General features: G+C 69.4%; 21 protein-coding genes. 11 read left to right on the forward strand and 10 right to left on the reverse strand.

Translation table 11 applies throughout. From position 1 onward, the window contains the following. The first annotated feature begins 1 nt into the window (after nt 1). Together A6W98_RS05850 and ccoS are read left to right on the forward strand one after the other, a co-directional pair. Entirely contained in the window at nt 2-2203 is a 2202-nt protein-coding gene (locus A6W98_RS05850) for a heavy metal translocating P-type ATPase (RefSeq protein WP_042459050.1), read from the forward strand. A gap of 6 nt (nt 2204-2209) precedes the next feature. Further along, entirely contained in the window at nt 2210-2368 is a 159-nt protein-coding gene (ccoS, locus tag A6W98_RS05855) for a cbb3-type cytochrome oxidase assembly protein CcoS (protein ID WP_042459053.1), read from the forward strand. 77 nt (nt 2369-2445) lie between these two features. Here ccoS and A6W98_RS05860 read toward each other — a convergent pair whose 3' ends face one another. From A6W98_RS05860 to A6W98_RS05870, 3 genes are all read right to left on the reverse strand, one after another. Continuing rightward, the gene (locus tag A6W98_RS05860; protein WP_042459055.1) at nt 2446-3132 is read right to left on the reverse strand and encodes a fumarylacetoacetate hydrolase family protein; all 687 of its coding nucleotides are present in this window, start codon (nt 3130-3132) and stop codon (nt 2446-2448) included. 8 nt (nt 3133-3140) lie between these two features. After that, entirely contained in the window at nt 3141-4568 is a 1428-nt protein-coding gene (locus A6W98_RS05865; RefSeq protein ID WP_081251800.1) for a D-alanyl-D-alanine carboxypeptidase family protein, read from the reverse strand. A 236-nt stretch (nt 4569-4804) separates the two neighbouring features. Beyond that, the gene (locus A6W98_RS05870; RefSeq protein ID WP_042459062.1) at nt 4805-5506 is read right to left on the reverse strand and encodes an HAD family hydrolase; all 702 of its coding nucleotides are present in this window, start codon (nt 5504-5506) and stop codon (nt 4805-4807) included. Between the two features lie 125 nt (nt 5507-5631). Here A6W98_RS05870 and clpS point away from each other — a divergent pair, with 125 nt between their 5' ends. The 3 genes from clpS to A6W98_RS05885 are packed head-to-tail and all read left to right on the forward strand — an operon-like array spanning nt 5632 to nt 7819. Beyond that, nucleotides 5632-5952 (forward strand): ATP-dependent Clp protease adapter ClpS, encoded by a 321-nt coding sequence (clpS, locus tag A6W98_RS05875; RefSeq protein ID WP_042464612.1) that lies wholly within the window; start codon nt 5632-5634, stop codon nt 5950-5952. A 15-nt stretch (nt 5953-5967) separates the two neighbouring features. After that, nucleotides 5968-6969, forward strand: a complete 1002-nt coding sequence (locus tag A6W98_RS05880; RefSeq protein WP_042459065.1) for a class I SAM-dependent methyltransferase — start codon at nt 5968-5970, stop codon at nt 6967-6969. Between the two features lie 40 nt (nt 6970-7009). Then, nucleotides 7010-7819 (forward strand): SDR family NAD(P)-dependent oxidoreductase, encoded by an 810-nt coding sequence (locus A6W98_RS05885; RefSeq protein WP_042459067.1) that lies wholly within the window; start codon nt 7010-7012, stop codon nt 7817-7819. A gap of 30 nt (nt 7820-7849) precedes the next feature. On the opposite strand, the gene A6W98_RS05890 is transcribed toward A6W98_RS05885, so the two are convergent. Next, nucleotides 7850-8269, reverse strand: a complete 420-nt coding sequence (locus tag A6W98_RS05890; RefSeq protein WP_042459069.1) for a hypothetical protein — start codon at nt 8267-8269, stop codon at nt 7850-7852. 122 nt (nt 8270-8391) lie between these two features. On the opposite strand from A6W98_RS05890, the gene hemF reads away from it, so the two are divergent. Next, complete coding sequence (hemF, locus tag A6W98_RS05895; RefSeq protein ID WP_042459071.1) at nt 8392-9285, forward strand: oxygen-dependent coproporphyrinogen oxidase; 894 nt, start codon at nt 8392-8394, stop codon at nt 9283-9285. Between the two features lie 38 nt (nt 9286-9323). On the opposite strand, the gene A6W98_RS05900 is transcribed toward hemF, so the two are convergent. Further along, nucleotides 9324-9941, reverse strand: coding sequence for a TetR-like C-terminal domain-containing protein (locus A6W98_RS05900; protein ID WP_042459073.1), 618 nt, complete (start codon nt 9939-9941; stop codon nt 9324-9326). Between the two features lie 185 nt (nt 9942-10126). Then, complete coding sequence (gene hemE, locus A6W98_RS05905; RefSeq protein ID WP_042459075.1) at nt 10127-11158, reverse strand: uroporphyrinogen decarboxylase; 1032 nt, start codon at nt 11156-11158, stop codon at nt 10127-10129. Between the two features lie 104 nt (nt 11159-11262). On the opposite strand from hemE, the gene hemC reads away from it, so the two are divergent. Beyond that, a complete protein-coding gene (gene hemC, locus A6W98_RS05910; RefSeq protein WP_042459077.1) occupies nt 11263-12207 on the forward strand; it encodes a hydroxymethylbilane synthase in 945 nt (314 codons plus the stop codon). 151 nt (nt 12208-12358) lie between these two features. On the opposite strand, the gene A6W98_RS05915 is transcribed toward hemC, so the two are convergent. Beyond that, nucleotides 12359-13774: an FAD-binding oxidoreductase gene (locus A6W98_RS05915; RefSeq protein WP_042459080.1), complete on the reverse strand. Its 1416-nt coding sequence runs from the start codon at nt 13772-13774 to the stop codon at nt 12359-12361. Nucleotides 13775-13901: 127 nt separating this feature from the next. Further along, nucleotides 13902-14531: an arylesterase gene (locus tag A6W98_RS05920; protein WP_425600704.1), complete on the reverse strand. Its 630-nt coding sequence runs from the start codon at nt 14529-14531 to the stop codon at nt 13902-13904. A gap of 79 nt (nt 14532-14610) precedes the next feature. Between A6W98_RS05920 and A6W98_RS05925 the strand changes: the two genes are divergently transcribed. Together A6W98_RS05925 and A6W98_RS05930 are read left to right on the forward strand one after the other, a co-directional pair. Beyond that, entirely contained in the window at nt 14611-15306 is a 696-nt protein-coding gene (locus A6W98_RS05925) for an ABC transporter ATP-binding protein (RefSeq protein ID WP_042459083.1), read from the forward strand. Continuing rightward, a complete protein-coding gene (locus A6W98_RS05930) occupies nt 15303-17825 on the forward strand; it encodes an ABC transporter permease (protein WP_042459086.1) in 2523 nt (840 codons plus the stop codon). The genes A6W98_RS05925 and A6W98_RS05930 overlap by 4 nt, the downstream gene beginning before the upstream one ends. A 36-nt stretch (nt 17826-17861) precedes the next feature. Here the strand turns inward: A6W98_RS05930 and A6W98_RS05935 are convergent, their stop codons facing one another. Then, on the reverse strand, nt 17862-18941 hold the full coding sequence (locus A6W98_RS05935; RefSeq protein ID WP_042459089.1) for an AbrB family transcriptional regulator: 1080 nt from the start codon (nt 18939-18941) through the stop codon (nt 17862-17864). Between the two features lie 184 nt (nt 18942-19125). On the opposite strand from A6W98_RS05935, the gene A6W98_RS05940 reads away from it, so the two are divergent. Further along, nucleotides 19126-20451 carry a UDP-glucose dehydrogenase family protein gene (locus tag A6W98_RS05940; protein WP_042459092.1) on the forward strand — a complete coding sequence of 442 codons (1326 nt, stop codon included), beginning with the start codon at nt 19126-19128 and terminating at the stop codon, nt 20449-20451. Between the two features lie 4 nt (nt 20452-20455). After that, nucleotides 20456-21265: a YdcF family protein gene (locus A6W98_RS05945; RefSeq protein ID WP_231098374.1), complete on the forward strand. Its 810-nt coding sequence runs from the start codon at nt 20456-20458 to the stop codon at nt 21263-21265. A gap of 88 nt (nt 21266-21353) precedes the next feature. Here the strand turns inward: A6W98_RS05945 and A6W98_RS05950 are convergent, their stop codons facing one another. Next, nucleotides 21354-22484 carry an FAD-dependent oxidoreductase gene (locus A6W98_RS05950; protein WP_042459098.1) on the reverse strand — a complete coding sequence of 377 codons (1131 nt, stop codon included), beginning with the start codon at nt 22482-22484 and terminating at the stop codon, nt 21354-21356. Nucleotides 22485-22488 lie beyond the last annotated feature (4 nt).

Consider the following 22488-nt stretch of genomic DNA (forward strand, 5'->3'; position numbering starts at 1 on the left):
CATGAGCGCCGAGATGCAGATGCGTCCGGCGGCCTGCCCGGCCTGCGCGGTCGCCCCCTCGGCCGAGACGCTGGCCGCCGCCGGGGCCGCGGCTCCGAAGGAGGCCCGGCTTTTCCTGTCGCTGCCGACGATCCATTGCGCGGCCTGCATCTCGGCGGTCGAACGGGCGCTGAACGGCACTGCGGGCGTGCTGGACGCCCGGGTGAACCTGACCCTCAAGCGCGTCGCCGTCGAGGCCGGGCCCGAGGTCACGGCCGATCGGCTGATCGAGGTCCTGGCGGCCATCGGCTACGAGGCGCATGAACTCGACCCCGGCGTGATCGCCGCCACCGCGACCGACAGGGCGGGGCGCGACATCCTGATGCGTCTTGCCGTCTCGGGCTTTGCGATGATGAACGTGATGCTCCTGTCGGTGGCGGTCTGGTCGGGGGCGGCGGATGCCACCCGCGATCTGTTCCACTGGGTCTCGGCGATGATCGCGTTGCCGACCATCGTTTTCGCCGCGCAGCCCTTTTTCCGGAACGCCTTCGCCGTGCTGCGGCACGGGCGGCTCAACATGGACGTGCCGATCTCGCTGGCCATCGTGCTGGCGGCCGGGATGTCGCTTTACGAGACGGCACAGCACGGGCCGCATGCCTATTTCGACGCGGCGCTGTCGTTGACCTTCTTCCTTTTGGCGGGACGCTATCTGGACCACCGCACCCGCGCCGTGGCACGCTCGGCTGCCGAGGAGCTGGCCGCGCTCGAGGTGCCGCGGGCCCAGCGCCGGACCGGTGCCGGCGAAGAGACGGTGCCGATCGCCGAGATCGCGGTCGGCGACGTGGTGCTGGTGCGCCCCGGCGGGCGGGTGCCGGTCGACGGGGTCGTGGCCGAGGGCCAGTCCGAGATCGACCGCTCGCTTCTGACCGGCGAGACGCTGCCCGCCTTCGCCGGGCCGGGCATGGCGCTGAGCGCGGGCGAGGTGAACCTGACCGGGCCGCTGGCCGTGACCGTGACCGCGGCCGGGCAGGACAGTTCGCTGCATCGCATGGCCGATCTGGTCGCCGTCGCCGAAAGCTCGCGAAACCGCTATACCTCGCTGGCCGACCGCGCGGCCCGGATCTATGCGCCGGGCGTGCATCTGTTGTCGCTGCTGGCCTTCCTGGTCTGGCTGTGGATCTCGGGCGGCGATCTCCGTCTGGCCCTGAACATCGCGGTCGCGGTCCTGATCATCACCTGCCCCTGCGCATTGGGGCTTGCGGTGCCCGCGGTCACGACCGCCGCTTCGGGGCGGCTTTTCCGCCGCGGGTTGCTGATCAAGGACGGCACCGCGCTGGAACGTCTGGCCGAGATCGATGCCGTGGTCTTCGACAAGACCGGCACGCTGACGCTGGGCGCGCCTGAACCGACCAATCTGGGCGATCATCCGCGCCGCGACCTGGAAATCGCGCTGGCTCTGGCCGAGGGCTCGGCCCATCCGCTGGCGCGCGCGCTGGCCGAGGCGGCGCGCCAGGCGGGGCTGCATCCGGCCCGGGTGAGCGACATTCGCGAGGTGCCGGGCTACGGGGTCGAGGGCGCGCTTGGGGGCGAGACGGTGCGCTTCGGCCGCGCTGCCTGGGTCGGCGCCGGAGCGGCGCCGGGCTCCGAGACCGCCTCGTGGTTGCGGGTCGGGGCGCGCGCGCCGGTGACCTTCACCTTCGCCGACCGACTGCGCCCCGGTGCCGAGACGGCGGTGGCCGAGTTGGTGGCTCTGGGGATGAAGGTCCGGCTTGTGTCGGGCGATGCGCCGGGGCCGGTCGCGGATCTGGCGGCGCGGCTCGGGATTTCCGACTGGCAGGCCGAGGCGCTGCCCGAGGACAAGGCCGCCGCGGTGCAGGCGCTGGGGGACGAGGGACGGCGCGTGCTGATGGTGGGGGACGGGCTCAACGACACCGCGGCGCTGGCCGCGGCCCATGTCTCGATCTCGCCCGCGAGCGCGCTCGATGCGGCGCGGGTGGCCTCGGACATCGTGCTGCTGGGCCGGGATCTGGCGCCGCTTGGGGGCGCGGTTGCGACGGCGCGCCGGGCGACGCGGCGGATTCGCGAGAATTTCGCGATCTCGGCGCTTTACAACATGATCGCGGTGCCGGTGGCGCTGGTCGGGCTGGCGACTCCGCTGGCGGCGGCGCTGGCAATGTCGGCCTCGTCGATCACCGTGTCGCTGAATGCCCTGAGGCTGAGGTAGAGACCCGTGCAGATCATCGCCTATCTCATTCCGGTATCGCTGTTTCTCGGAGGGCTCGGGCTTGGCGCCTTCTTCTGGGCGCTCAGATCGCATCAGTTCGAGGATCCCGAGGGCGATTCCCGGCGGATCCTGAACGACGACTGGGATGAGCATCCGAAGCCCTGAGATTTGGCGGCAGAGGTTGGTGCCGGGGGCTGCCTGCCCCCGGACCCCCGGGGGTATTTCTCCAAGAAGAAGCCGGATCAGGAGAAGCGGGTCGTGACCCGGCCGAGGCCCTCGATCTCGACCGAACAGGTCTGGTTGCGCCCGACCGGGCCGACGCCTGCGGGCGTGCCGGTATAGATCAGATCACCGGGGGCGAGCGCGACCAGCCGCGACAGATGCGAGACGATTTCGGGGACGGACCAGATCATGTCGGAGAGGTCGCCATCCTGACGGAGCTGGCCCTCGACATGGCAGAGGATCCGGCCGCGGGTGGGATGGCCGATCCGGAGGGCGGGGACGAGCGCGCCGCAGACCGCCGAGGCATCGAACCCCTTTGCCATGTCCCAGGGGCGGCGGGCGGCCTTGGCCTCGGCCTGAAGATCGCGCCGGGTCAGGTCGTTGCCGGGGGCATAGCCCCAGACATGGGACAGGGCGCTGGCGGCCGGGATGTCGGCGCCGCCCTGTCCCAAGGCGATCACCAGTTCGGCTTCGTGATGCAGCGCAGCGGTGGCGGGCGGGTAGGGGCAGTCGGCGCCATCCCCGACCAGCGCATCGGCGGGTTTGGTGAAGAAGAAGGGCGGCTCGCGCCCGTCCGCGCCCATCTCGCGGGCGTGTTCGGCATAGTTGCGGCCGACGCAGAAGATCCGTCGCACCGGGAAGCGGGCAGTGTCGCCGGCGATGGCCAGCGAGGGAACGGGGGGCGGCGGCAGCGCGTAGGCGGTCATGCGGCGGCTCAGGAGGGCGGGCCGAAGGTGTTGCAGGCGGCGCCATGCGACTGCAGCCGCCGGCAGGCCTGATCGGCTTCGGCCTCTGTCATGCCGACGAAATTGGCCTCGAAGCCGCGACGGCCCTGCACCACCTTGCGCAGCGCGTTGTCGAGAATGCCCATTTCCTGCAGGGCGGTGCGCAGTAGCACCCGTTCGGCCTGATAGCGCGAGCCGTAATTGCCGACATTGATGCCCCAGTACCGCCCGCCTGACGAGGACAGCCGCGAAACGATCTCGGTCTGGACGGCGGCATCGGCGGAGGCCAGTTCGAGCGTCGGGGGCGTGTCGGCCGCGATCTGTGCCGCGGGTCCGGACGGGGGGTCTTCCGGCGTCGCGGGGGAGGACGGACGGCCGGGCCGGGCGCGGGGCAGGATCGAGGCGGCCAGCGCCTCGGCGGAGGCGGCCGGGGTCGCGGTCAGTTCGGCCTTCGCCGTCGAGACCGCGGTGCTGACATCGGCGGCGAGGGCCGCGATCATCTCTTCGCTGGGCGCCGGAAGGCCGGGGCGCGCCTGGGGGCGCAAGGAGCGTGCCAGCAGCGCCACGGACGGAGCCTTGCCGACCGGGGGAACCGGCGCGAGCCGGGCCGGGCCGGTGAGATAGGGAGGCTTTTGCGGCCTCCGCATCGCGACGCGTGTGGGCGCCTTGCGGAAGCCGAGATCGAGAAGCTTGGCCACTTCGGCATTGCGGGCGGCGGTGCTGCGCCCGCCCATCACGGTGGCGATGATGCGTTCCTGTCCGCGCCGGGCCGAGCCCACGAGGTTGTAGCCCGCCGCATTGGTATAGCCGGTCTTGATGCCATCGGCGCCCGAATAGCTGCCAAGGAAGCGGCGATTGGTGCTGTAGACCCGCCGGATGCCCGCGTCGTCATTGGTACGCGAGAAGATGTTGTAGTAGCCGGGGTAGTCATACACGATATGCCGGGCCAGAATGGTCATGTCGCGGGCGGTCGACAGATGCCCCTTTTCGGTCAGGCCATTGGCATTGCGGAAGGTGGTGCGGTTCATGCCCATCGCCCGCGCGGTGCGGTTCATGCGCCGGGCGAAGGCGGCCTCGGAGCCTTCCAGCGCCTCGCCGATGGCGGTGGCGGCGTCATTGGCCGATTTGATAGCGGCGGCGCGGATCAGGTACTTGAACTTGATCCTCTGGCCCGCCCGCAGTCCGAGCTTGGAGGGCGGTTCGGAGGCGGCATGGGACGAGATCTTGACCATGGTCTCGGGCGAGATCTCGCCATGCTCGATCGCTTCGAAGGCGAGATAGAGCGTCATCATCTTGGTCAGCGAGGCCGGATGCAGCCGGGTATCGGCATTCTTCGCATGCAGGACCTCGCCGGTGCGCGCATCGACCACGAATGCGGCCGAGGGTGCTGCCCGAAGCCCGGACGCGGTCACCGTCATGCCGATTGCAAGGATCGCAAATAGAAGCGCGCGCCGAACGCACAGGCTCGCTCGTCTCACGTGTGTCTGCCTTTTCACTGCCTCTGGCCGCCCTGATTTTTGTTTTGGGCAATCCCGTTCCAGCATGACCCTACCACGTTGCGGAAAGGGGGAAAACACCTGTGTTTCAAAGGTATTGGTGCCGTTCTTGTGGCATTGCAACATGTCGCGGTCCGGGCCCGACTGGCCACAACATGTCAGCCCAGCCGGGTGATCAGGTCCGGCAATTCGCCCAGATGCTGCAATTCGGCAAAGCGCGCATGGGTCCGGGGCGGATCGGCATGTTCCAGCTCCCAGGTCAGGTCATGCGGCACGAAAACGCCCCAGGCGCCGGCCTCGATGGCGGGAATCACATCGGATTTCAGCGAATTGCCGACCATCATCGCCCGCGTGGCGCCGTCGCCGTGGCGGGCGAAGATGGCGCCGTATCGGGGCGCGGTCTTGTCGCTGACGATCTCGACGCCGTCGAACAGATCGCCCAGCCCCGACTGCGCCAGCTTGCGTTCCTGATCGAGCAGATCTCCCTTCGTGATCAGCAGGATGCGGTGGCTTCCGGACAGCGCCAGAATGGCCTCGCGGGCATCGGGCAACAGCTCGATCGGATGGCGCAGCATCTCTTGCCCGGCCGCGAGAAGTTTGCGGATCACGGCGGCGGGAACCCGTTCTTCGGTGACCTCGATGGCGGTCTCGATCATCGACAGGACGAAGCCCTTGATGCCGAATCCGTAATGTCCGACATTGCGCCGCTCGGCCTCGAGCAGCCGTGCCATCAGCGCCTCGGAGGGCGCGTAATCGGCAAGCAGCTCGGCGAATCGCGACTGGGTCAGCCGGAAGAACCGCTCGTTCTGCCAGAGCGTATCGTCGGCATCGAAGCCGATGGTTGTGATCCGTCCGCTCATTCGCGTTGTCCCGCGCGACCCTGCGCCCCTTTTCAGACCGGGCTGCCCGCATATATAAAGTCAACTGAGCTGAATACCATCACCTTCGCCGGAGCCCGGACCCCGTGACGAGCGACCTTCGCATGATGGCCGACAACAGTGGCGACCCCGAAGGCGAGACCGGGGTCATCACCAAGGCCAAACCCAAGACCAAGCGGCCCCCACTTTACAAGGTGCTGCTTTTGAACGACGACTACACGCCGATGGAATTCGTCGTGCATGTGCTCGAGCGGTTCTTCGGAATGAGCCACGCCCAGGCTTTCGAAATCATGCTGGTCGTGCACAAGAAAGGGGTGGCCGTGGTGGGCGTGTTCAGCTTCGAGGTGGCCGAGACCAAGGTCGCGCAGGTGATGGATTTCGCCCGTCGCCACCAGCATCCCCTGCAATGCACGATGGAAAAGGAGTAGGGCCGGAGCCCGCCCATGACCGTCTCGAGACTGACCCTGGCGCTGCAGAGCGGCGCCGTTTCCGTGCCGCCCGACGGGCGGATCGCCGTTTTCGACGCCCCGGCCGGTGTGAATCTTTCGGCCCTGCCGAAGGATCGTGTGCAGATCGTGCAGGGCTTTGCTCCCGATCATGACGCCTGGGCCGCGCGCGGCTGGGATGTGGCAGTGGCGCCCGAGGGCGCCTTCGCGGCCGCGCTGGTGGTGTTGCCGCGCGCCAAGGCCGCGGCGCAGGCCCGGCTGGCCGAGGCGCTGGCGCTGACCGGGGGCGGGCCGGTGCTGGTCGATGGCGCCAAGACCGACGGGGTCGACAGCCTGCTGAAGGCGCTGCGCAAGGGCGGGGCCGAGGTCTCGGCCCCCTTCGCCAAGGCGCATGGCAAGACCTTTTCCTTTGGCGCCGAGCCCGCGGCCCTTGCCCATTGGCTGCCGGGCGAAGGCGGGCTGATCGACAGGCGCTACCGGACCCTCCCCGGCGTCTTCTCGGCCGATGGCATCGACCGCGGCTCGGCGCTTCTGGTGGGCGCGCTGCAGGCCCCGCTCAAGGGCCGGGTCGCCGATCTGGGCGCGGGCTGGGGCTATGTCGCGGCCGAGGCGCTGGCCGCCCATCCCGGCATTGCCGAGATGCATCTGATCGAGGCCGATCACGCCGCGCTGAGCTGCGCGCGCGAGAATGTCACCGATCCGCGTGCCCGGTTCCACTGGGCCGATGCGACGGTCTTCAAGGCCGATCGTGGCTTCGACACGGTGCTGACGAACCCGCCCTTCCATGTGTCGCGCACCGCAGATCCGGGGCTTGGCCGGGCGTTCCTGGCGGCGGCGGCGCGGCTGCTGGCGCCGCATGGCCAGGCGCTGATCGTCGCCAACCGGCATCTGCCCTATGAGCGCGACCTGGCCGGGCTTTTCGGAGAAACCCGTGAAATCGGGGCCGAGGCCGGGTTCAAATTGCTGCTTGCGCGGCGGCCGTCTCGTCGGCCCCGCTGAAATCGCATAATCTTGCGGCCCGAATCAGGAGGCCCTCCTCATGTCCTTCTCCATCCAGGGAAAGACTGCGATCGTCACCGGCGCGGCCAACGGGCTGGGTCTGGCCATCGCCCGGCATTTCGCCGATCGCGGTGCGAATGTGATGTTCGCCGACCGAGACGAGCCCCGGCTCGTCGATGAATGCGGCAGGAATGCCGAGGGCGACAGCGCGGTGCGCTATTTCGCTGGCGATCTGCGCGAGCGGCTGACCATCGCCAACCTGCTCTCGGCCACCATCGACGCCTTCGACCGGATCGACATCCTGGTCAATGCCAGCCGGCAGATGGTGCTGTCGGATCCGCTCGATCCCGACAATGACGGGTTCGACGTGATGATGGAGCAGAACGTGATGACCTCGCTCAGGCTCAGCCAGATCGTGTCGCGGCGGATGATCCGTCAGGCGGGAGAGGCCGGCCAGACCGAGGGCCAGGCGGGCGCCATCGTCAACATGTCCTCGATCGCCGCGACCCGGACTCATGGCGAGCTTCTGGCCTATTCGGTCAGCTGCGCGGCGCTGGAACAGCTGACCCGCTCGATGGCGGTGGCGCTGGCGCCGCACCGGATCCGGGTCAATGGCGTGGCGTTCGGCTCGGTGATGTCGGCCAGCCTGCAGAACATCCTCAAGGATCAGCCGGATTACCGCAGCGAGATCCGCAACCACACGCCTCTGGGGCGAATCGCCAAGGCCTCCGAGCTGAGCGAGACGGTGCAGTTCCTGTCCTCCGACGCGGCCCAGTTCATGACCGGCCAGATCCTTGCCGTCGATGGCGGGCGCACGCTGATCGATCCGGTGGCCACCCCCGCGCACTGAGCGGCGGTGGCGGTCGCCCCGCGGTTCGGATCACTTCTTGGCGCCGGCCGGAGCCTCCGCCTGGGCCGGATAGCGGGCGGCGCAATCGGCAAGCGCCCGCGCCGCGCGGCGTTCGGTCTCGGCTCTCTTGGCCTTCAGTTCGGCCAGGTTGCGCCGTTCCGCGGCCAGATCGACCGCCACCGGGACCTCGCGCACGCGGATCTCGGGCCAGTCGCAGAAGGTGAAGCCCGCTGCCGGGTTCCGCCCCAGCCACGATCCATAGCAGAAATCCAGCCGGCTGCGCTCATAGGGCTCGCGGCGATAGGCGAAGCCGCGGGCGATGGTCTGCTCGGATTGCCGGATCAGCTTGTCGAGCACGCGCAGATCGTAAAGCGCGGCGCGCTCGCAGGACTGGCGCGGGGTCGCGCAGGCGGCAAGAGAGAGAAGAAGCAAGAGGGCAATCGCACGCATGGAAGGTCTCCCGGACGGATGGCGCATCTTACCCCGCCCGGCGCGACAACGGAACCGTGCGGCATGGTGGCACGGGCAGAGATAAGCTGATAGCTGGTTACCACTACAGGGAGAAACGCGCGATGACCGAAATGTTCGATGACCGCAAGGCGCAGGCTGCCACCTGGTTCCGCAATCTGCGAGACGAGATCGTTGCCGCCTTCGAGGCGCTGGAGGACGGCCCCGCGGCCGAACCGGAGGCCGGGCGCGCTCCGGGCCGTTTCGAGGTGACCGAGACCCGCCGGAAGTCCGAGGATGGCGGCGATGTCGGCGGCGGGCTGATGAGCGTGATGCGGAGCGGCCGGATCTTCGAGAAGGTGGGGGTCAATGTCTCGACCGTCCATGGCACGCTGAACCCGAAGGCGCAGGTGGCGATGGCGGCGCGCAAGGGGCTGGAGGGCATGCGGGAGGATCCGCGCTTCTGGGCCTCGGGCATCAGCCTCGTCGCGCATATGCAGAACCCCCATAGCCCGGCGGTGCATCTCAATACCCGGATGTTCTGGACCCCGCATGGCTGGTGGTTCGGCGGCGGGACCGATCTGAACCCCTGCCTGCCGCGGGACGAGGACACGGCCGCTTTTCACGGCGTGCTGAAGGCGCATTGCGACCGCCACGATGTTGCCCATTACCCGCGCTTCAAGGCCTGGGCCGACGAGTATTTCCACGTCCCGCATCGCGGCCGCGCCCGCGGCGTCGGCGGGATCTTCTTCGACGATCTGAATTCGGGCGACTGGGCCGCGGATTTCGCCTTCACCCAGGATGTCGGCCGCGCCTTCCTGCCCGCCTTCCTGCCGCTGGTCGAGCGCCGTGCCACGACGCCCTGGACCGAGGCGGACCGCGCCGCCCAGCTTGCCCATCGCGGGCTCTATGCCGAATACAACCTGCTTTACGACCGCGGCACACGATTCGGGCTCGAGACCGGGCATGATCCGGAGGCGGTGCTGATGAGCATGCCGCCGCTTGCCAGCTGGCCCTGAGCTTGCACTGAGCTTGCACCGGGCGGGCGGGGCGCGGATCAGGCGTCGCTTGCGGCGCAGATCAGCTCGGTCAGCCTGGCAACGGTGGCCGCGACCTTCTCCCATTTCGCGTCGGCATTGGCCGCATCGTCGGTGTCGAGGGCCAGCACCACCACGCCATGCAGCGTGGTCCAGAGCAGGAATGCCAGGTCGCGCGCCCTGTCGGTGCGCCTACCGCGCTGCAGCTGGCAGCGCCGCACCCCCTCGGTCAGCGCGTCCAGCGCCTCGGCGGGCATGGCCTCGGCGATGATCCGGGCGATGCCGCCGTCGGCAGGGTCGCAGAACATCAGCCGGTAAAGCGCCGGGTTGGCGCGGGCGAAGTCGAGATACTCCTGCCCGCCCCGCATCAGCCGCGTCGCCGGATCGCCGCCGGGGGCTTCGTAAATTGCGGATCGCCGGTCGGCGAGCCGGTCGTAGGAGACCCGGCGCAGCTCGGCTAGCAGCGCGTCGCGATCAGGAAAGGCTGTCGCGAGCCGGGCCTCGGTCAGCGCTGCCGCGGCGGCCAGCTCGGCCATGGCGAAATCGGCATCTCCGCGCGCCTGCATCACCGCGATGGCCGCGTCGACCGCGCGCAGGCGTAGATCGGAAACGGAGTGATCTCTCGAGGGCAGAGCCATGAAACCCCGGGGCAAGCTGGGCGCGCAATGGCACTATAGCTAGCGGTCACGCTGCTGCATAGCTAGCGGTCCGGCCCCTGCGCTTCAATCCGGACGGAGGCGAAGCATTTGCGTGAAAACGCCCGCGCAGGTGATTTCCGCGCGGGCGTTTTCCAGGTTTTCCCGGAAACTCAAAGCTCTGCGCGTCAGCCGCGCAGCGCCTCCAGCATGATCGTCACATTCTCGGGATCGGCATCGGGGGTGATGCCATGGCCGAGATTGAAGATATGCGGGCCTTTCGAGAAGGCTTCCTTGATGCGTTTGGTCTCGTCGATCAGCTCCTGACCGCCGGTGACCATCAGCTTCGGGGCCATGTTGCCCTGGACGCAGCCGTCCTTCTGCACGTTCTCGACCGCCCATTCGGTCGAGACCGAATTGTCCAGCGCGACGCAATCGGCGCCGGTGGCCTTGGCAAAGCCGATATACTTGTCACCCGCCTCGCGCGGGAAGGCGATGCAGGGCAGGCCCGGATGCCGCGCCTTCATCTCGGAGATGATCCGCTTGGCGGGTTCCAGCGCGTATTTGTCGAAGGCCTCGCCCTTCAGCGATCCGGCCCAGCTGTCGAAGATCTTGACCACTTCGCAGCCCGCCTCGACCTGTTTCGACAGGTATTCGATGGTGGCCTCGGTCAGCAGTTCGATCAGCGCGGCGAAGGTCGCCTCGTCCTCCTGGCGCAGCGCATGCGCCGGGGCCTGGTCCTTGGTGCCGCGACCGGCGATCATGTAGGTCGCGACGGTCCAGGGCGCGCCCGCGAAACCGATCAGCGTGGTCTCTTTCGGCAGCTCGCGCGACAGGATCCGGCAGGTCTCGTAGACCGGGGCCATGTGGTCGTGGATGTCGTCCTTGCCCTTCAGCGCCTTCAGTCCCTCGGCGCCGGTGATCGTCGACATGCGCGGACCTTCGCCGGTCTCGAACCACAGCTCGGCGCCCAGCGCCTGCGGCAGCAGCAGGATGTCGGCGAACAGGATGGCGGCATCGAAGCCGTAGCGGCGGATCGGCTGCAGCGTCACCTCGGCCGCGAGGTCCGAGTTGTAGCAGAGCGACAGAAAGTCGCCCGCTTCGGCGCGGGTGGCCTTGTATTCAGGAAGATAGCGCCCCGCTTGGCGCATGAGCCAGACCGGGGGCACGTCCATCGTCTCTCCGGAAAGTGCCCGCAGCAGTTTTTTAGTTTCCGCCATCGTCGTCCCCGTTTATGTGTGCGGCCTGTCGTCCCCTGCTTGCGTCAGCATGTCAAGACAGGCCGAGTTGTCAGGACGACGTGACGCGATTAGAGGTTCGGCGCATGGCTATCACACTTCCTTCCCCCGCTTCACCCCTCAAGATCGGCACGCGCGGCTCGCCGCTTGCGCTGGCTCAGGCTTATGAAACCCGCGAACGGCTGATGAAGGCCTTCGATCTGCCGGAGGATGCCTTCGAGATCGTGGTGATCAACACCATTGCCGACCGGGTGCTGGACCGGGCGCTGAAGGAGATCGGCGGCAAGGGTCTCTTCACCAAGGAGATCGAGGACGCCATGCTGGCGGGCAAGATCGACATCGCGGTCCACTCGACCAAGGACATGGCGGTCGAGCAGCCCGAGGGGCTGGTGCTGGACACTTTCCTGCCGCGCGAGAATTACCGCGATGCGTTCATCTCGAAATCGGTGACCTCGCTGAAGGACCTGGCCGAGGGCGCGGTCGTCGGGACCTCGTCGCTGCGGCGCCGCTCGCAGCTGCTGAACTATCGGCCCGACCTGAAGGTGGTGGAATTCCGCGGCAACGTGCAGACCCGGCTGAAGAAGCTGGAAGACGGCGTGGCCGAGGCGACCTTCCTTGCGATGGCCGGGCTGAACCGTCTGGGCATGGAAGATGTGGCGAAATCGACCATCGAACCCGAAGAGATGCTGCCCGCCGTCGCGCAGGGCGCCATCGGGATCGAACGGCGCAGCGACGACGCGATGGCCGGTCATTTGCTGGAGGCGCTGCATGACAAGGCGACGGGCGAGATGATGGCCTGCGAACGCGCCTTCCTCGACGCGCTGGACGGGTCGTGCGAGACGCCGATCGGCGGGCTGGCGCTGCATGAGGGCGGCAATCTGTGGCTGAGGGGCGAGATCCTGCGCCCCGACGGCTCCGAAAGGATCGCGGGCGAGGATCGCGCGCCGATCGGGGACGGGGCCGAGATGGGCTTCGCGCTCGGCAAGAAGCTGCGCGAAGAGGCGGGCGAGGGCTTCTTCGACTGGGACTGAGCCCCTGCACCCGAAGGTATGATAGCAGCGCCCGGCCGGTCGGCCGGGCGTTTTTCGTTTCGGGACCGGCCGCGGCGGGTGTCGCCCGGCCAGTCTTGCTCGGCCAGTCTTGCTTGGCCGGTCTCGGTCGGCCAGTCTCGATCTGCGGGTATCAGTCGGCGGGCGGGACCAGCTTGCCGGGGTTCATGATGCCCTCGGGGTCGAGCGCGGCCTTGATCCGGCGCATCGCGTCCAGCGCGACCGGGTTCTTGCGCCGGGCCATGGTCGAGAGCTTGGACAGCCCGATCCCGTGTTCGGCCGAGAAGCTGCCATCGAGGGCCGCGACCTCGTCCTCGACCGCCTCGCGGATCGTTTCCTTCAGATCGGCGCTGCCGGAACTGGCCCAGACCGTGTAATGCAGGTTGCCATCGCCCAGATGGCCGACGGTGATGCTTTCGGCGGCCGGATCGATCTGCGGCAGCCGCGCGGTCATCCGTTCGAGGAAGGTGCCGACCCGGTCGAGCGGCAGTGCGATGTCATTGTCGACCACATGGGCGGCGGAAAAGCAGATCTCGGCCGAGATCTCGCGCCGGGCCCAGATTTCCTCGCGCTGGGTCTCGTTCTGGGCGATGACGGCATCCAGCACCTCGCCCCGCTCGAAGCCTTCGCCCAGCGTGTCTTCCAGCAACTGCACCACCGGCAGCCTGCCATCCGGCCCGGGCGTCGCGTCGCGCGGCGCGGTCGCGCCGATCTCGACCATGATGCTGATCGGATAGGCGCGGTCGAAGGGCGGCCGCATCTCGGGACGCAGCCGGAACAGCTGGCGCATGTAGTCGTCGGGCATGTATTCGAACGCCTCGACGGCGCCGCCCGTGGCCTCCTGCAGCCGGTTCAGCAGATCGAGCGCGGCATCGAGATCGCTGACGGCGACCATGGCGGTGGCATAGGCCCGGGGGCGCGGGAACAGCCTCAGCACCGCGGCGGTGACGATCCCCAGCGTGCCCTCGGCGCCGATCATCAGGTCCTTGAGGTCGAGCCCGGTATTGTCCTTGTGCAGCGGGCTCATGACATCCATCACCCGGCCGTCGGGCAGCACCGCCTCGAGCCCGAGGCAGAGCCCGCGCGTGCTGCCATAGCGGACCACGTTCGAGCCGCCGGCATTGGTCGAGAGCACGCCGCCGATCATCGCCGAGCCACGGGCGCCGAAACTCAGCGGAAAGACCAGATCCTGCGCCTCGGCCGCGTCATGGAGCTGCGACAGGATCACACCCGCCTCGACGGTCGCGCTGCGGGCACGCGGGTTGATCTCGCGGATGCGGTTCAGCCGTTCGACCGAGACCATCAGCGCGCCGTCGCAATAGGCGCCGCCCGCAAGCCCGGTATTGCCCGCGACCGGCACCACCGGCAGCCGGTGGCGGGCGGCATAGGTCACGATGGCGGCAAGCTGGTCGCGGTCGGCCGGCCGCAGCAGCGCGCGCGGCGTGCCCTTGTATTTGCCGGTCCAGTCATGGGCATGACGTCTGGTGTCTTCTCCGGTCAGCACATGGGCGGGGCCGAGAAGGTCGGTGAGATAGGGGATCGGGTCCAAATGCGCCTCCGTCAATCGGCCTTCACCTAACGCCAAGCAGGCGGGCTTGACCAGAGGGCTGAAGCCGGACGGCGCGTTGTCCTTTCGTCTCGGCGTCCCCCGTCTCGGGGCCGGACCCTCGGGCGGGTCAGTGCCCTTTGGCCCCGGCGCGGTCGACCAACTCGAGCATGCTCGGCCCCATCGCCTCGACGATCAGGGTCACGCCTGCGGCCGAGGGGTGGATGCCGTCATCCTGCATGTAGCGCGCCATCGCCGCGCCACGGTCGGGCAGATCGGTCAGGCCCTTGAGGAAATTCGGGAAATAAAGCGCGTCATGCGCCTTGGCGAGCTCGGGATACATGGCGTCGAAGGCGGCCTTGAACTCGGGCCCGTAATTGCCCGGCGCGTCGAGCCCGACCAGCAGGACCGGCACATCCGAGGCATCGGCCTGTGTCAGGATCGCGTCGAGATTGGCCCGCGAGGCGGCCGGGTCGATGCCGCGCAACAGATCATTGCCGCCAAGCGCCACGATCAGCCCGTCGACCTCGGGCGTCAGCGTCCAGCCGATCCGCGACAGCCCGCCCGCCGTGGTATCGCCCGACACCCCGGCATTCAGAACCGTGACCTCGGCGCCCTGCGCTTTCAGCCAGGCCTCCAGCTGAGGCACGAAGCCCTCTTCCTGCGGCAGGCCATAGCCCTGGGTCAGGCTGTCGCCGAGGGCGGCAAGGGTGACCCCGGCCCGGGCGGTTCCGGCGGCGGCGCAGAGCACAAGCGCCAGAACCAGCGATGCGCCCAGGTTGAGCGCGCGCCCTGCCGCCCCATATCGTGGGAAGGGCAGGCAACGGAGGCAATGCGCGATGGCAGACCCGATCCTTTCGCTCAGCGAGGTGACGCTGACGCTTGCCGGCAATGCCGGTCCGGTCGAGATCCTGCATGGCATCTCGCTTGACGTGAGGCCGGGCGAGACCCTGGGGCTGGTCGGTCCGTCTGGATCGGGCAAGTCGTCTCTCCTCATGCTCATGGGCGGGCTCGAACGGGCAAGCGCGGGCCGGGTGACGGCGCTGGGCCGCGATCTTACGGCGATGAACGAGGACCAGCTCGCCCGGTTCCGCAGGGAACATATGGGCGTGGTGTTCCAGTCTTTCCACCTGATCCCGACCATGACCGCGCTGGAAAACGTGGCGACGCCGCTGGAGCTTGCCGGTCATCGCGACGCCTTCGAGCGCGCCCGTGACGAATTGTGCGCGGTCGGGCTCGGCGCCCGGATCGACCATTATCCCAGCCAGATGTCGGGCGGCGAACAGCAGCGCGTGGCCCTGGCCCGCGCCGCCGCCCCGCGGCCTCATCTGCTTCTGGCCGACGAGCCGACCGGCAATCTCGACGGCAGCAATGGCGCGGCGATCATGGAGCTTCTGTTCGGGCTGCGCGACCGCCATGGCGCGACGCTGGTGCTGGTGACCCATGCCGCCGATCTGGCCGCGCGCTGCGACCGGGTGATCGAGCTGGCCGACGGCCGGATCTCGGGCGATGCCGCGCGGAGGGCGGCGGAATGAAGCTTGCGGTCGCGGCCCGGATCGCCCGGCGCGAGCTGCGCGGCGGGCTGCGCGGTTTCTACGTCTTTCTCGCCTGTCTCGCGCTGGGCGTCGCGGCCATCGCCGCGGTGGGCTCGGTCCGCGAAAGCATCGAGGCCGGGCTGACCCGCGAGGGCGCGGCGCTTCTGGGCGGCGATGCCGAGATGACGCTGACCTACCGCTTTGCCTCGGACGACGAGCGCGCCTGGATGGAGGGCGTGTCGGACGCGCTGTCGGAGGTGGTCGATTTCCGCTCGATGGTGGCGGTGAGGCATGATGGCGAGACCGAGCGCGGGCTGACCCAGGTCAAGGCGGTTGACGATGCCTATCCGCTTTACGGGCAGGTCGTGCTCGACCCGCCGATGCCGCTGGATCGGGCCATCGCCGGCAATGGCGCGGTGATGGAGCGGGTTCTGGCCGACCGGCTGGGGCTTGAACCGGGCGACAGCTTCCGGCTGGGCACCGCCGATTACACGCTGTCCGCTGTCCTGCTGCGCGAGCCCGACGGGGCAGGGGCGGGCTTCGGGCTGGGGCCGCGGCTGATCCTGCGGAAGGCCGCGCTCGAACCCTCGGGGCTGCTGGCGCCGGGCACGCTTTACGAGGTCAAGTACCGGCTGAAGCTGCCGCCCGGCCATGACATCGCCGCGCTCGAGCGCGCGGCCGAAAGCCGCTTTGCCGACCGCGGCGTGCGCTGGCGCGATGCCCGGAACGGTGCGCCCGGCATGACCCGCTTCGTCGACCGCATGGCCTCGTTCCTCGTCCTGGTCGGGCTGGCCGGTCTGGCGGTGGGTGGTGTCGGCGTCTCGGCGGCGGTGCGTGCCTATATCGACGGCAAGACCGAGGTGGTGGCGATCCTGAAGACGCTGGGTGCCGAGGGCAGCACGATCCTCGCGGTCTATCTCATGCAGATCGGGGCGCTGGCCGGCCTTGGCATCGCCATCGGGCTTGGACTGGGGGCTTTGCTGCCGCTGGCGGCCGGACCCTTCCTTGCGGCGCAGCTGCCGGTTCCGGCCGAGTTCACGGTCCATGCCGGGCCGCTGGCCGAGGCCGCGCTTTACGGCGTGCTGACCGCGCTTCTGTTCACGCTCTGGCCGCTGGCCCGGACCGAGGAGATGCGCGCGGCCGCCCTGTTCCGCGATGCCTCTGGCCGGGTCCGGGCCTGGCCGCGGCTGCGCTATGTCGCGGCAACCCTGGGGCTGGCCGCCGCGCTTATCGGGACCGCGGCCTGGTTCTCGGGCGTGCCCAAGCTGGCCTTCTGGGCGGCGGCGGGCATTCTCGGCGCGCTGGGACTTCTGGTGCTGGCGGCGGCGGCGCTGCGCCGGATCGCGCGCGCAGCCGCCCGGGCGCGGGTCCTGCGCGGGCGCACCGCGCTTCGGCTGGCGCTGGGCGCGGTCGGCGGGCCGGGGGGCGAGACCGCCTCGGTAGTGCTGTCGCTGGGGCTCGGGCTGTCGATCCTTGCCGCCATCGGCCAGATCGATTCGAACCTCCGGGGCGCGATCCAGCAGGAGCTTCCCGAACGTGCGCCCTCCTATTTCGTGGTCGATATCCAGCCCGGCCAGCTCGAGGGCTTCCTGGCCCGGCTCGGGCGCGATCCGGGCGTGAGCCGGGTCGAGACCGCGCCGATGCTGCGCGGCGTGCTGACCCGGATCAACGGCCGTCCGGCGCGCGAGGTGGCTGGCGATCACTGGGTGGTGCGCGGCGACCGGGGCGTGACCTATGCCGACCGGCCGCCGGAAAACACCGTCGTCACCGACGGGCTTTGGTGGCCGTCCGGCTATGACGGGCCGCCGCAGGTCAGCTTTGCCCGCGAGGAGGCCGGCGAAATCGGGCTGAAGCTTGGCGACGAGATCACCGTCAACATCCTCGGTCGCGACATCACCGCCACGGTGACGAGCTTTCGCGAGGTCGATTTCTCGACCGCGGGCATCGGTTTCGTGATGACGATGGACCCGGCCGCCGTGCAGGGGGCGCCGCATACCCATATCGCCACGATCTATGCCGAGCCCTCGGCCGAGGCGGCGATCCTGCGCGATCTGGCCTCGGCCTATCCCAACATCACCGCGATCCGGATCAAGGATGCGCTCGACCGGGTGGCCGAGGTGCTGTCGGGCCTTGCCGCCGCCATCGCCTATGGCGCCTCGGCGACGCTGGTGACCGGGGTGATCGTGCTGATCGGCGCTGCCGCGGCCGGTCAGCGGGCGCGGGTCTTCGAGGCGGCGGTGCTGAAGACGGTGGGCGCGGTGCGGGGCCAGATCCTGGCCTATTTCGCGCTGCGTTCGGCGATGCTGGGGGCGGCGGCCGGGACGGTCGCGATCCTCGCGGGCGGGGTTGCGGGCTGGGCGGTGATGCGCTTCGTGATGGAGGGCGAGTACCGCTTCGAGCCGGTCTCGGCGCTGGCCATCGTGCTGGGCGGGGCGCTGGCGACGCTGCTGGCCGGGCTGGCCTTCGCCTGGCGGCCGCTGGCCGCGCGCCCGGCCCGCGTGCTGCGGGCGCGCGAATAAACCCCCGCGTGCTGCGGGCACGCGAATAGTGGGGCCTCAGCCCGGCGGCGGCGGCGCGGGGGCGGCCTCGCGGGCAAGGCGGGCCCGGGTCCGGGCCACCAGCAGCGGCAGTGCGACCGTCAGCATCAGCAGCCGGAACACGTGATGCGTGGTCACATAGGCCGGGTCGGCGTTCAAAAGCAGCGACATCGCCATCATCGTCTCGAGCCCTCCCGGGGCGAAGGCGATCAGCGCGCTCAGCATCGGCAGGCCCAGCAGCTTGGCCACCAGCGCCGCCGCGACCAGCGAGACGAGCGCGGCGAAACCGGTCAGAAGGCTGGCCGCGCCCAGGGATTGCAGCAGCATGCGCGGGGTCACGCCCGAAAACCGCGTGCCGATCAGCGTGCCCATGGCGATGAAGGCGGGCACCGACAGCCAGGCCGGGACCGCGCCCGAAACCGTGCCGGTGGCATGGCCGAGCGCCGAAAGCCCCATTCCGCCCAGCAGAAGCCCGGCCGGAACCCGCAGCCGGTCGAGCGCCAGCCCGAGCGTGCCCGCCAGCGCCAGCAGCGGCACCAGCACCAGGAGCGACATCGCCGGCGCCGTCTGCGGCGGCAGCGCCGGCAGATCGCCATGGCCCAGAAGCGGCGCGAGGAACGGTACCAGCAGGATCAGCGCCAGCACCCGGACGGTCTGGATCATCGTCACCCGCGGCAGATCGGCGCGCAGGTCGGTCGACAGGCTGAGAACGAAGCTCAGATGCCCGGGCGTCGCGGTCAACAGCGCGCTCATCGGATCGAAGCCGAACAGGCGGCGCAAGAGCCGCGCGCCCAGCCCGATGATCGTCAGCACCGAGATCGTCAGCACGACGAGGCTCAGCGGCCAGCGGATCGCGGTGTCGATCGCCTCGGGGGTGACGCTGGCGCCGAGATTGACGCCCATGACCATGAAGCAGGTATCGCGAAAGCCGCGGGGCAGCTCCGCGCGCAGCCCCGCCAGCGCGGCGATGGTCACGCTGAGGGCGGGGCCGATGATGAATGGCGCAGGCATGTGAAGAAACGCGGCAAGCGCCGCGCCCGCAGCGCCGGTGGCAAGGGTCAGGAGGGCAGGGCCCAGCGGAGGGTCTGTCGATGTCATGCGCGTTTCCGCAGGCGTCCTCCGCCTGCCGGGCCCAGAAACCGTCCCCGTCCCCGATTGTCAATTCCATGAAGGGGGGCCGTGCCGTCCTGCCCACAGGCGGAGATCCGCGCGGCAAAGCGATGTTGACTTGCGCCCCGTGGCGTCGCATGCGCCTGTGCAACGGTTTTCGAGGAGGTTGCGCATGAAGATCGCGATGGTGGGCACGGGCTATGTCGGGCTGGTGTCGGGGGTCTGCTTTTCCGATTTCGGTCACGAGGTCGTCTGCATCGACAAGGATCCGCGCAAGATCGAGATGCTGATGCGGGGCGAGGTGCCGATCTACGAGCCCGGGCTCGAGGCGGTGATGGCGCGCAACGTCGCGGCGGGGCGGCTGTCCTTCAGCGGCGATCTGGCCGCGGCGGTGGCCGGGGCCGATGCCGTCTTCATCGCGGTCGGCACGCCGACCCGGCGCGGCGACGGCCATGCCGATCTGAGCTATGTGATGGCCGCGGCCGAAGAAATCGCCAATGCCATGACGGGCTATTGCGTCATCGTCACCAAGTCGACCGTTCCGGTCGGCACCAACCGGCAGGTGGCCGAGGTGGTGTCGAAGGCCAATCCGGCGGCCGAATTCGATGTCGCCTCGAACCCCGAATTCCTGCGCGAAGGCGCGGCCATCGACGATTTCATGCGGCCCGACCGGGTGGTGGTGGGCGTCGAGTCGGAACGCGCCCGCGCGGTGATGGCCGATATCTACCGGCCGCTCTTCCTGCGCGAATTCCCGATCGTCTATACCGATCTCGAATCCGCCGAGATGATCAAATATGCCGCCAATGCCTTCCTCGCGGCCAAGATCACCTTCATCAACGAGATGGCGATGCTCTGCGAGAAGGTCGGCGCCGACATCAAGGCCGTGTCCAAGGGCATGGGGCTCGACGGCCGGATCGGCAACAAGTTCCTGCATGCGGGGCCGGGCTATGGCGGCTCGTGTTTCCCCAAGGATACCAACGCACTGGCGCGGATCGGACAGGATCATGCCTCGCCCTGCGCCATCACCGAGACGGTGATCGAGGTCAATGACCGGGTCAAGCGGCGGATGGTCGATAAGGTGGTCGATCTCTGCGGCGGCAGCGTCAACGGCAAGACCGTGGCGGTGCTGGGGGTGACCTTCAAACCCAATACCGACGACATGCGCGAGGCGCCCGCCTTGACCATCGTGCCCGCGCTGGTGGGCGGCGGGGCGAAGGTCCGGGTGATCGATCCGCAGGGGCGGCGCGAGGGCGAACATCTGCTGCCCGGCGTCGACTGGGTCGAGGATCCCTATGCCGCCGCGACAGGGGCCGATGCGCTGGTCATCCTGACCGAGTGGAACGAGTTCCGCGCGCTCGATCTGGCCCAGCTCGCCCAGGCGATGGCGACGCCGCGGCTGGCCGATCTGCGCAACATCTACCCGCCCGAAGATGTGCGGCAGGCCGGGTTCGAGGCCTATGTGGCGGTCGGCCGCCGGGGTTTCGGGCTCGGGAGCTGAGGCCTTGGGCGGCGACGCCTTCTTCGTCCTCTCCAAGCTCGGCTGGGCGCTGCTGCGCCCCGACACGCTGATCCTTCTCAGCCTCGGTTTCGGGCTGCTCCTGCTTTGGCGCGGACGGTTCGGGGCCGGGCGCGCGGTTCTCGGGCTCGTCCTGATCGCGCTTCTGGTGCTGAGCCTGACGCCGCTGGCGCCCCGCGCCATGGCGCGGCTCGAGGCGGCCTATCCGGTGCCCGCCATCGAGGGCCGTCCGGTCGCGGGCATCGTCGTTCTTGGCGGCGGCGAGGAGCCGGCGATTTCGGTGGCGCACGGGGAACCAACCGTCAACGAGGCGGGCGACCGCTTTCTTGCCGCGCTTGCGCTGTCCCGGCGCTTTCCCGAGGCGCCGGTGCTGTTCACCGGCCGCAGCGGCCGGATCCGCCCGGCCGCGATCCCCGAGGCGAATGTTGCGGCGGCTTTGCTGCTGCGGGCCGGGCTCGACCCGTCGCGGCTGATCCTCGAGGATGCCTCGCGCAACACCGCCGAGAATGCGCGGCTGGCGGCAGAGCTGGCGCCCGACCGGCCGGGCGACTGGGTGCTGGTCACCTCGGCCTTTCACATGCGCCGCGCCGTTGCCACCTTCTGTGCCGCGGGCTGGCGCGACATCCTGCCCTATCCGGTCGATTTCCGCACCGCGCCCGGATTTCGCGCCAGTCCGGGCCTGCCGGAAAACCTCGGCCTCTTGACCCTCACCCTGCATGAGGTACTGGGATTTGCGGTCTACCGCGCCAGCGGCCTTGCCGCCGATCCGCTCCCCGAGGGCTGCCTTGCCGGGTGACTTTTCCGCTCGCTGGACCCGCGCGGCATATCGCGCGGCTCAGGCCGATGGAGTACCCCGGCCGTAAGGGCGGCGGCCCGGGCCGGGCTCAGCGGCGCCCGGCGGGCGGCAGGTCGTGGAACCGGCGCATGAAGCCGCGGTCGATCCGGTCCTTCCAGCGCCAGACCCAGCGGCCCTCGATCCGCAGCGCCAGCCGGTCGGCGGCGGCGCGCTTTTCGCCCATCGAGACGAGTTTCAGATAGTGCCGCTGCGGTCGGTAGGCGCGCATCCGGCCGCCGGTCAGCGCCGCGATCAGGTTCCGGCGGAGGATCGGCGCCTCGCGTACCGCGAAGACCCCCGCCTTGGGCTGCGGCGCATGCGAGAGATGGGCGCAATCGCCCGCGGCAAAGACCCTCGGGTCGCTGACCGAGCGCAGGGTCCTGTCGACCGTGACGAAGCCATCCGTCAGCCGGAGCCCGGCTTCGGCCAGCCAGCCTTGGGGCCGCGCCCCCGCCGCGCCGATGACGAAGGCGGCCGGGATGGTCTCGCCTGTCGCAAGGGTGACGCCCTCGGGGCCGACCCGGGCGATGCGGCCGCCGGTCCGGAGCGCGATCCCGGCGCGGCCGATGGCGGCAAGAAGGGCGGCGCGGGCGCCGGGGCGCAGTTCGCGCAGGATCTCGTCCGCGGCGTCGATCAGCGTCACCTCGGGCGCGGCGCCGTCCCTTGCCAGCCGGTACCAGGCGGCCAGCGCCAGTTCGACCCCGGCAACGCCCGCGCCGATCACCGCGACGCGGGGGGCGCTGCGGCCGGCCGCGACCCCGGCCAGAAAACCGGCCCAGCGATCGGCGAAGCGCCCGAGCGGCTTGGCCGGGACCGCATGATCGGCAAAGCCGACCAGGTCAGGCAGATCGGAGGTGATGCCGATGTCGAGCGAGAGGATGTCATAGGGCACCGGCGCCTGCCCGGCGACGAGGACATGGCGGCGCGCGCGGTCGATCCCTTCTGCGCGGCCGGTGATGAAGCGCGCCCCGGCGGCGGTGGCCAGCCGCGCGAGGTCGATTTCGAGCGCCGCGCGCGGGTAATGGCCCGCGACGAAGCCCGGCAGCATGCCCGAATAGGCGGCCTTCGGGGACGGGTCGATCAGAGTCACGGATATGTCGGGAGGCAGGGGCGCCCCCCGCAGCACCAGGGCATGGGCATGGCCGCCGCCGATCAGCACGAGATGTGGCCGGGGGCTCATCGGC

Origin of the sequence: Rhodovulum sulfidophilum DSM 1374 (assembly GCF_001633165.1) — a bacterium.
Classification (GTDB): domain Bacteria; phylum Pseudomonadota; class Alphaproteobacteria; order Rhodobacterales; family Rhodobacteraceae; genus Rhodovulum; species Rhodovulum sulfidophilum.

What these genes read in the sequence shown, in the direction of transcription:
- A6W98_RS05900 (WP_042459073.1), bottom strand. Translation starts at nt 9,941, where the DNA reads ATGGCTCTGCCCTCGAGAGATCACTCCGTTTCCGATCTACGCCTGCGC.
- A6W98_RS05885 (WP_042459067.1), top strand. Translation starts at nt 7,010, where the DNA reads ATGTCCTTCTCCATCCAGGGAAAGACTGCGATCGTCACCGGCGCGGCC.
- clpS (WP_042464612.1), top strand. Translation starts at nt 5,632, where the DNA reads ATGGCCGACAACAGTGGCGACCCCGAAGGCGAGACCGGGGTCATCACC.
- hemC (WP_042459077.1), top strand. Translation starts at nt 11,263, where the DNA reads ATGGCTATCACACTTCCTTCCCCCGCTTCACCCCTCAAGATCGGCACG.
- A6W98_RS05870 (WP_042459062.1), bottom strand. Translation starts at nt 5,506, where the DNA reads ATGAGCGGACGGATCACAACCATCGGCTTCGATGCCGACGATACGCTC.
- A6W98_RS05890 (WP_042459069.1), bottom strand. Translation starts at nt 8,269, where the DNA reads ATGCGTGCGATTGCCCTCTTGCTTCTTCTCTCTCTTGCCGCCTGCGCG.
- hemF (WP_042459071.1), top strand. Translation starts at nt 8,392, where the DNA reads ATGACCGAAATGTTCGATGACCGCAAGGCGCAGGCTGCCACCTGGTTC.
- A6W98_RS05935 (WP_042459089.1), bottom strand. Translation starts at nt 18,941, where the DNA reads ATGACATCGACAGACCCTCCGCTGGGCCCTGCCCTCCTGACCCTTGCC.
- A6W98_RS05940 (WP_042459092.1), top strand. Translation starts at nt 19,126, where the DNA reads ATGAAGATCGCGATGGTGGGCACGGGCTATGTCGGGCTGGTGTCGGGG.
- A6W98_RS05930 (WP_042459086.1), top strand. Translation starts at nt 15,303, where the DNA reads ATGAAGCTTGCGGTCGCGGCCCGGATCGCCCGGCGCGAGCTGCGCGGC.
- A6W98_RS05950 (WP_042459098.1), bottom strand. Translation starts at nt 22,484, where the DNA reads ATGAGCCCCCGGCCACATCTCGTGCTGATCGGCGGCGGCCATGCCCAT.
- A6W98_RS05850 (WP_042459050.1), top strand. Translation starts at nt 2, where the DNA reads ATGAGCGCCGAGATGCAGATGCGTCCGGCGGCCTGCCCGGCCTGCGCG.
- A6W98_RS05865 (WP_081251800.1), bottom strand. Translation starts at nt 4,568, where the DNA reads ATGACGGTGACCGCGTCCGGGCTTCGGGCAGCACCCTCGGCCGCATTC.
- hemE (WP_042459075.1), bottom strand. Translation starts at nt 11,158, where the DNA reads ATGGCGGAAACTAAAAAACTGCTGCGGGCACTTTCCGGAGAGACGATG.
- A6W98_RS05925 (WP_042459083.1), top strand. Translation starts at nt 14,611, where the DNA reads ATGGCAGACCCGATCCTTTCGCTCAGCGAGGTGACGCTGACGCTTGCC.
- A6W98_RS05860 (WP_042459055.1), bottom strand. Translation starts at nt 3,132, where the DNA reads ATGACCGCCTACGCGCTGCCGCCGCCCCCCGTTCCCTCGCTGGCCATC.
- A6W98_RS05880 (WP_042459065.1), top strand. Translation starts at nt 5,968, where the DNA reads ATGACCGTCTCGAGACTGACCCTGGCGCTGCAGAGCGGCGCCGTTTCC.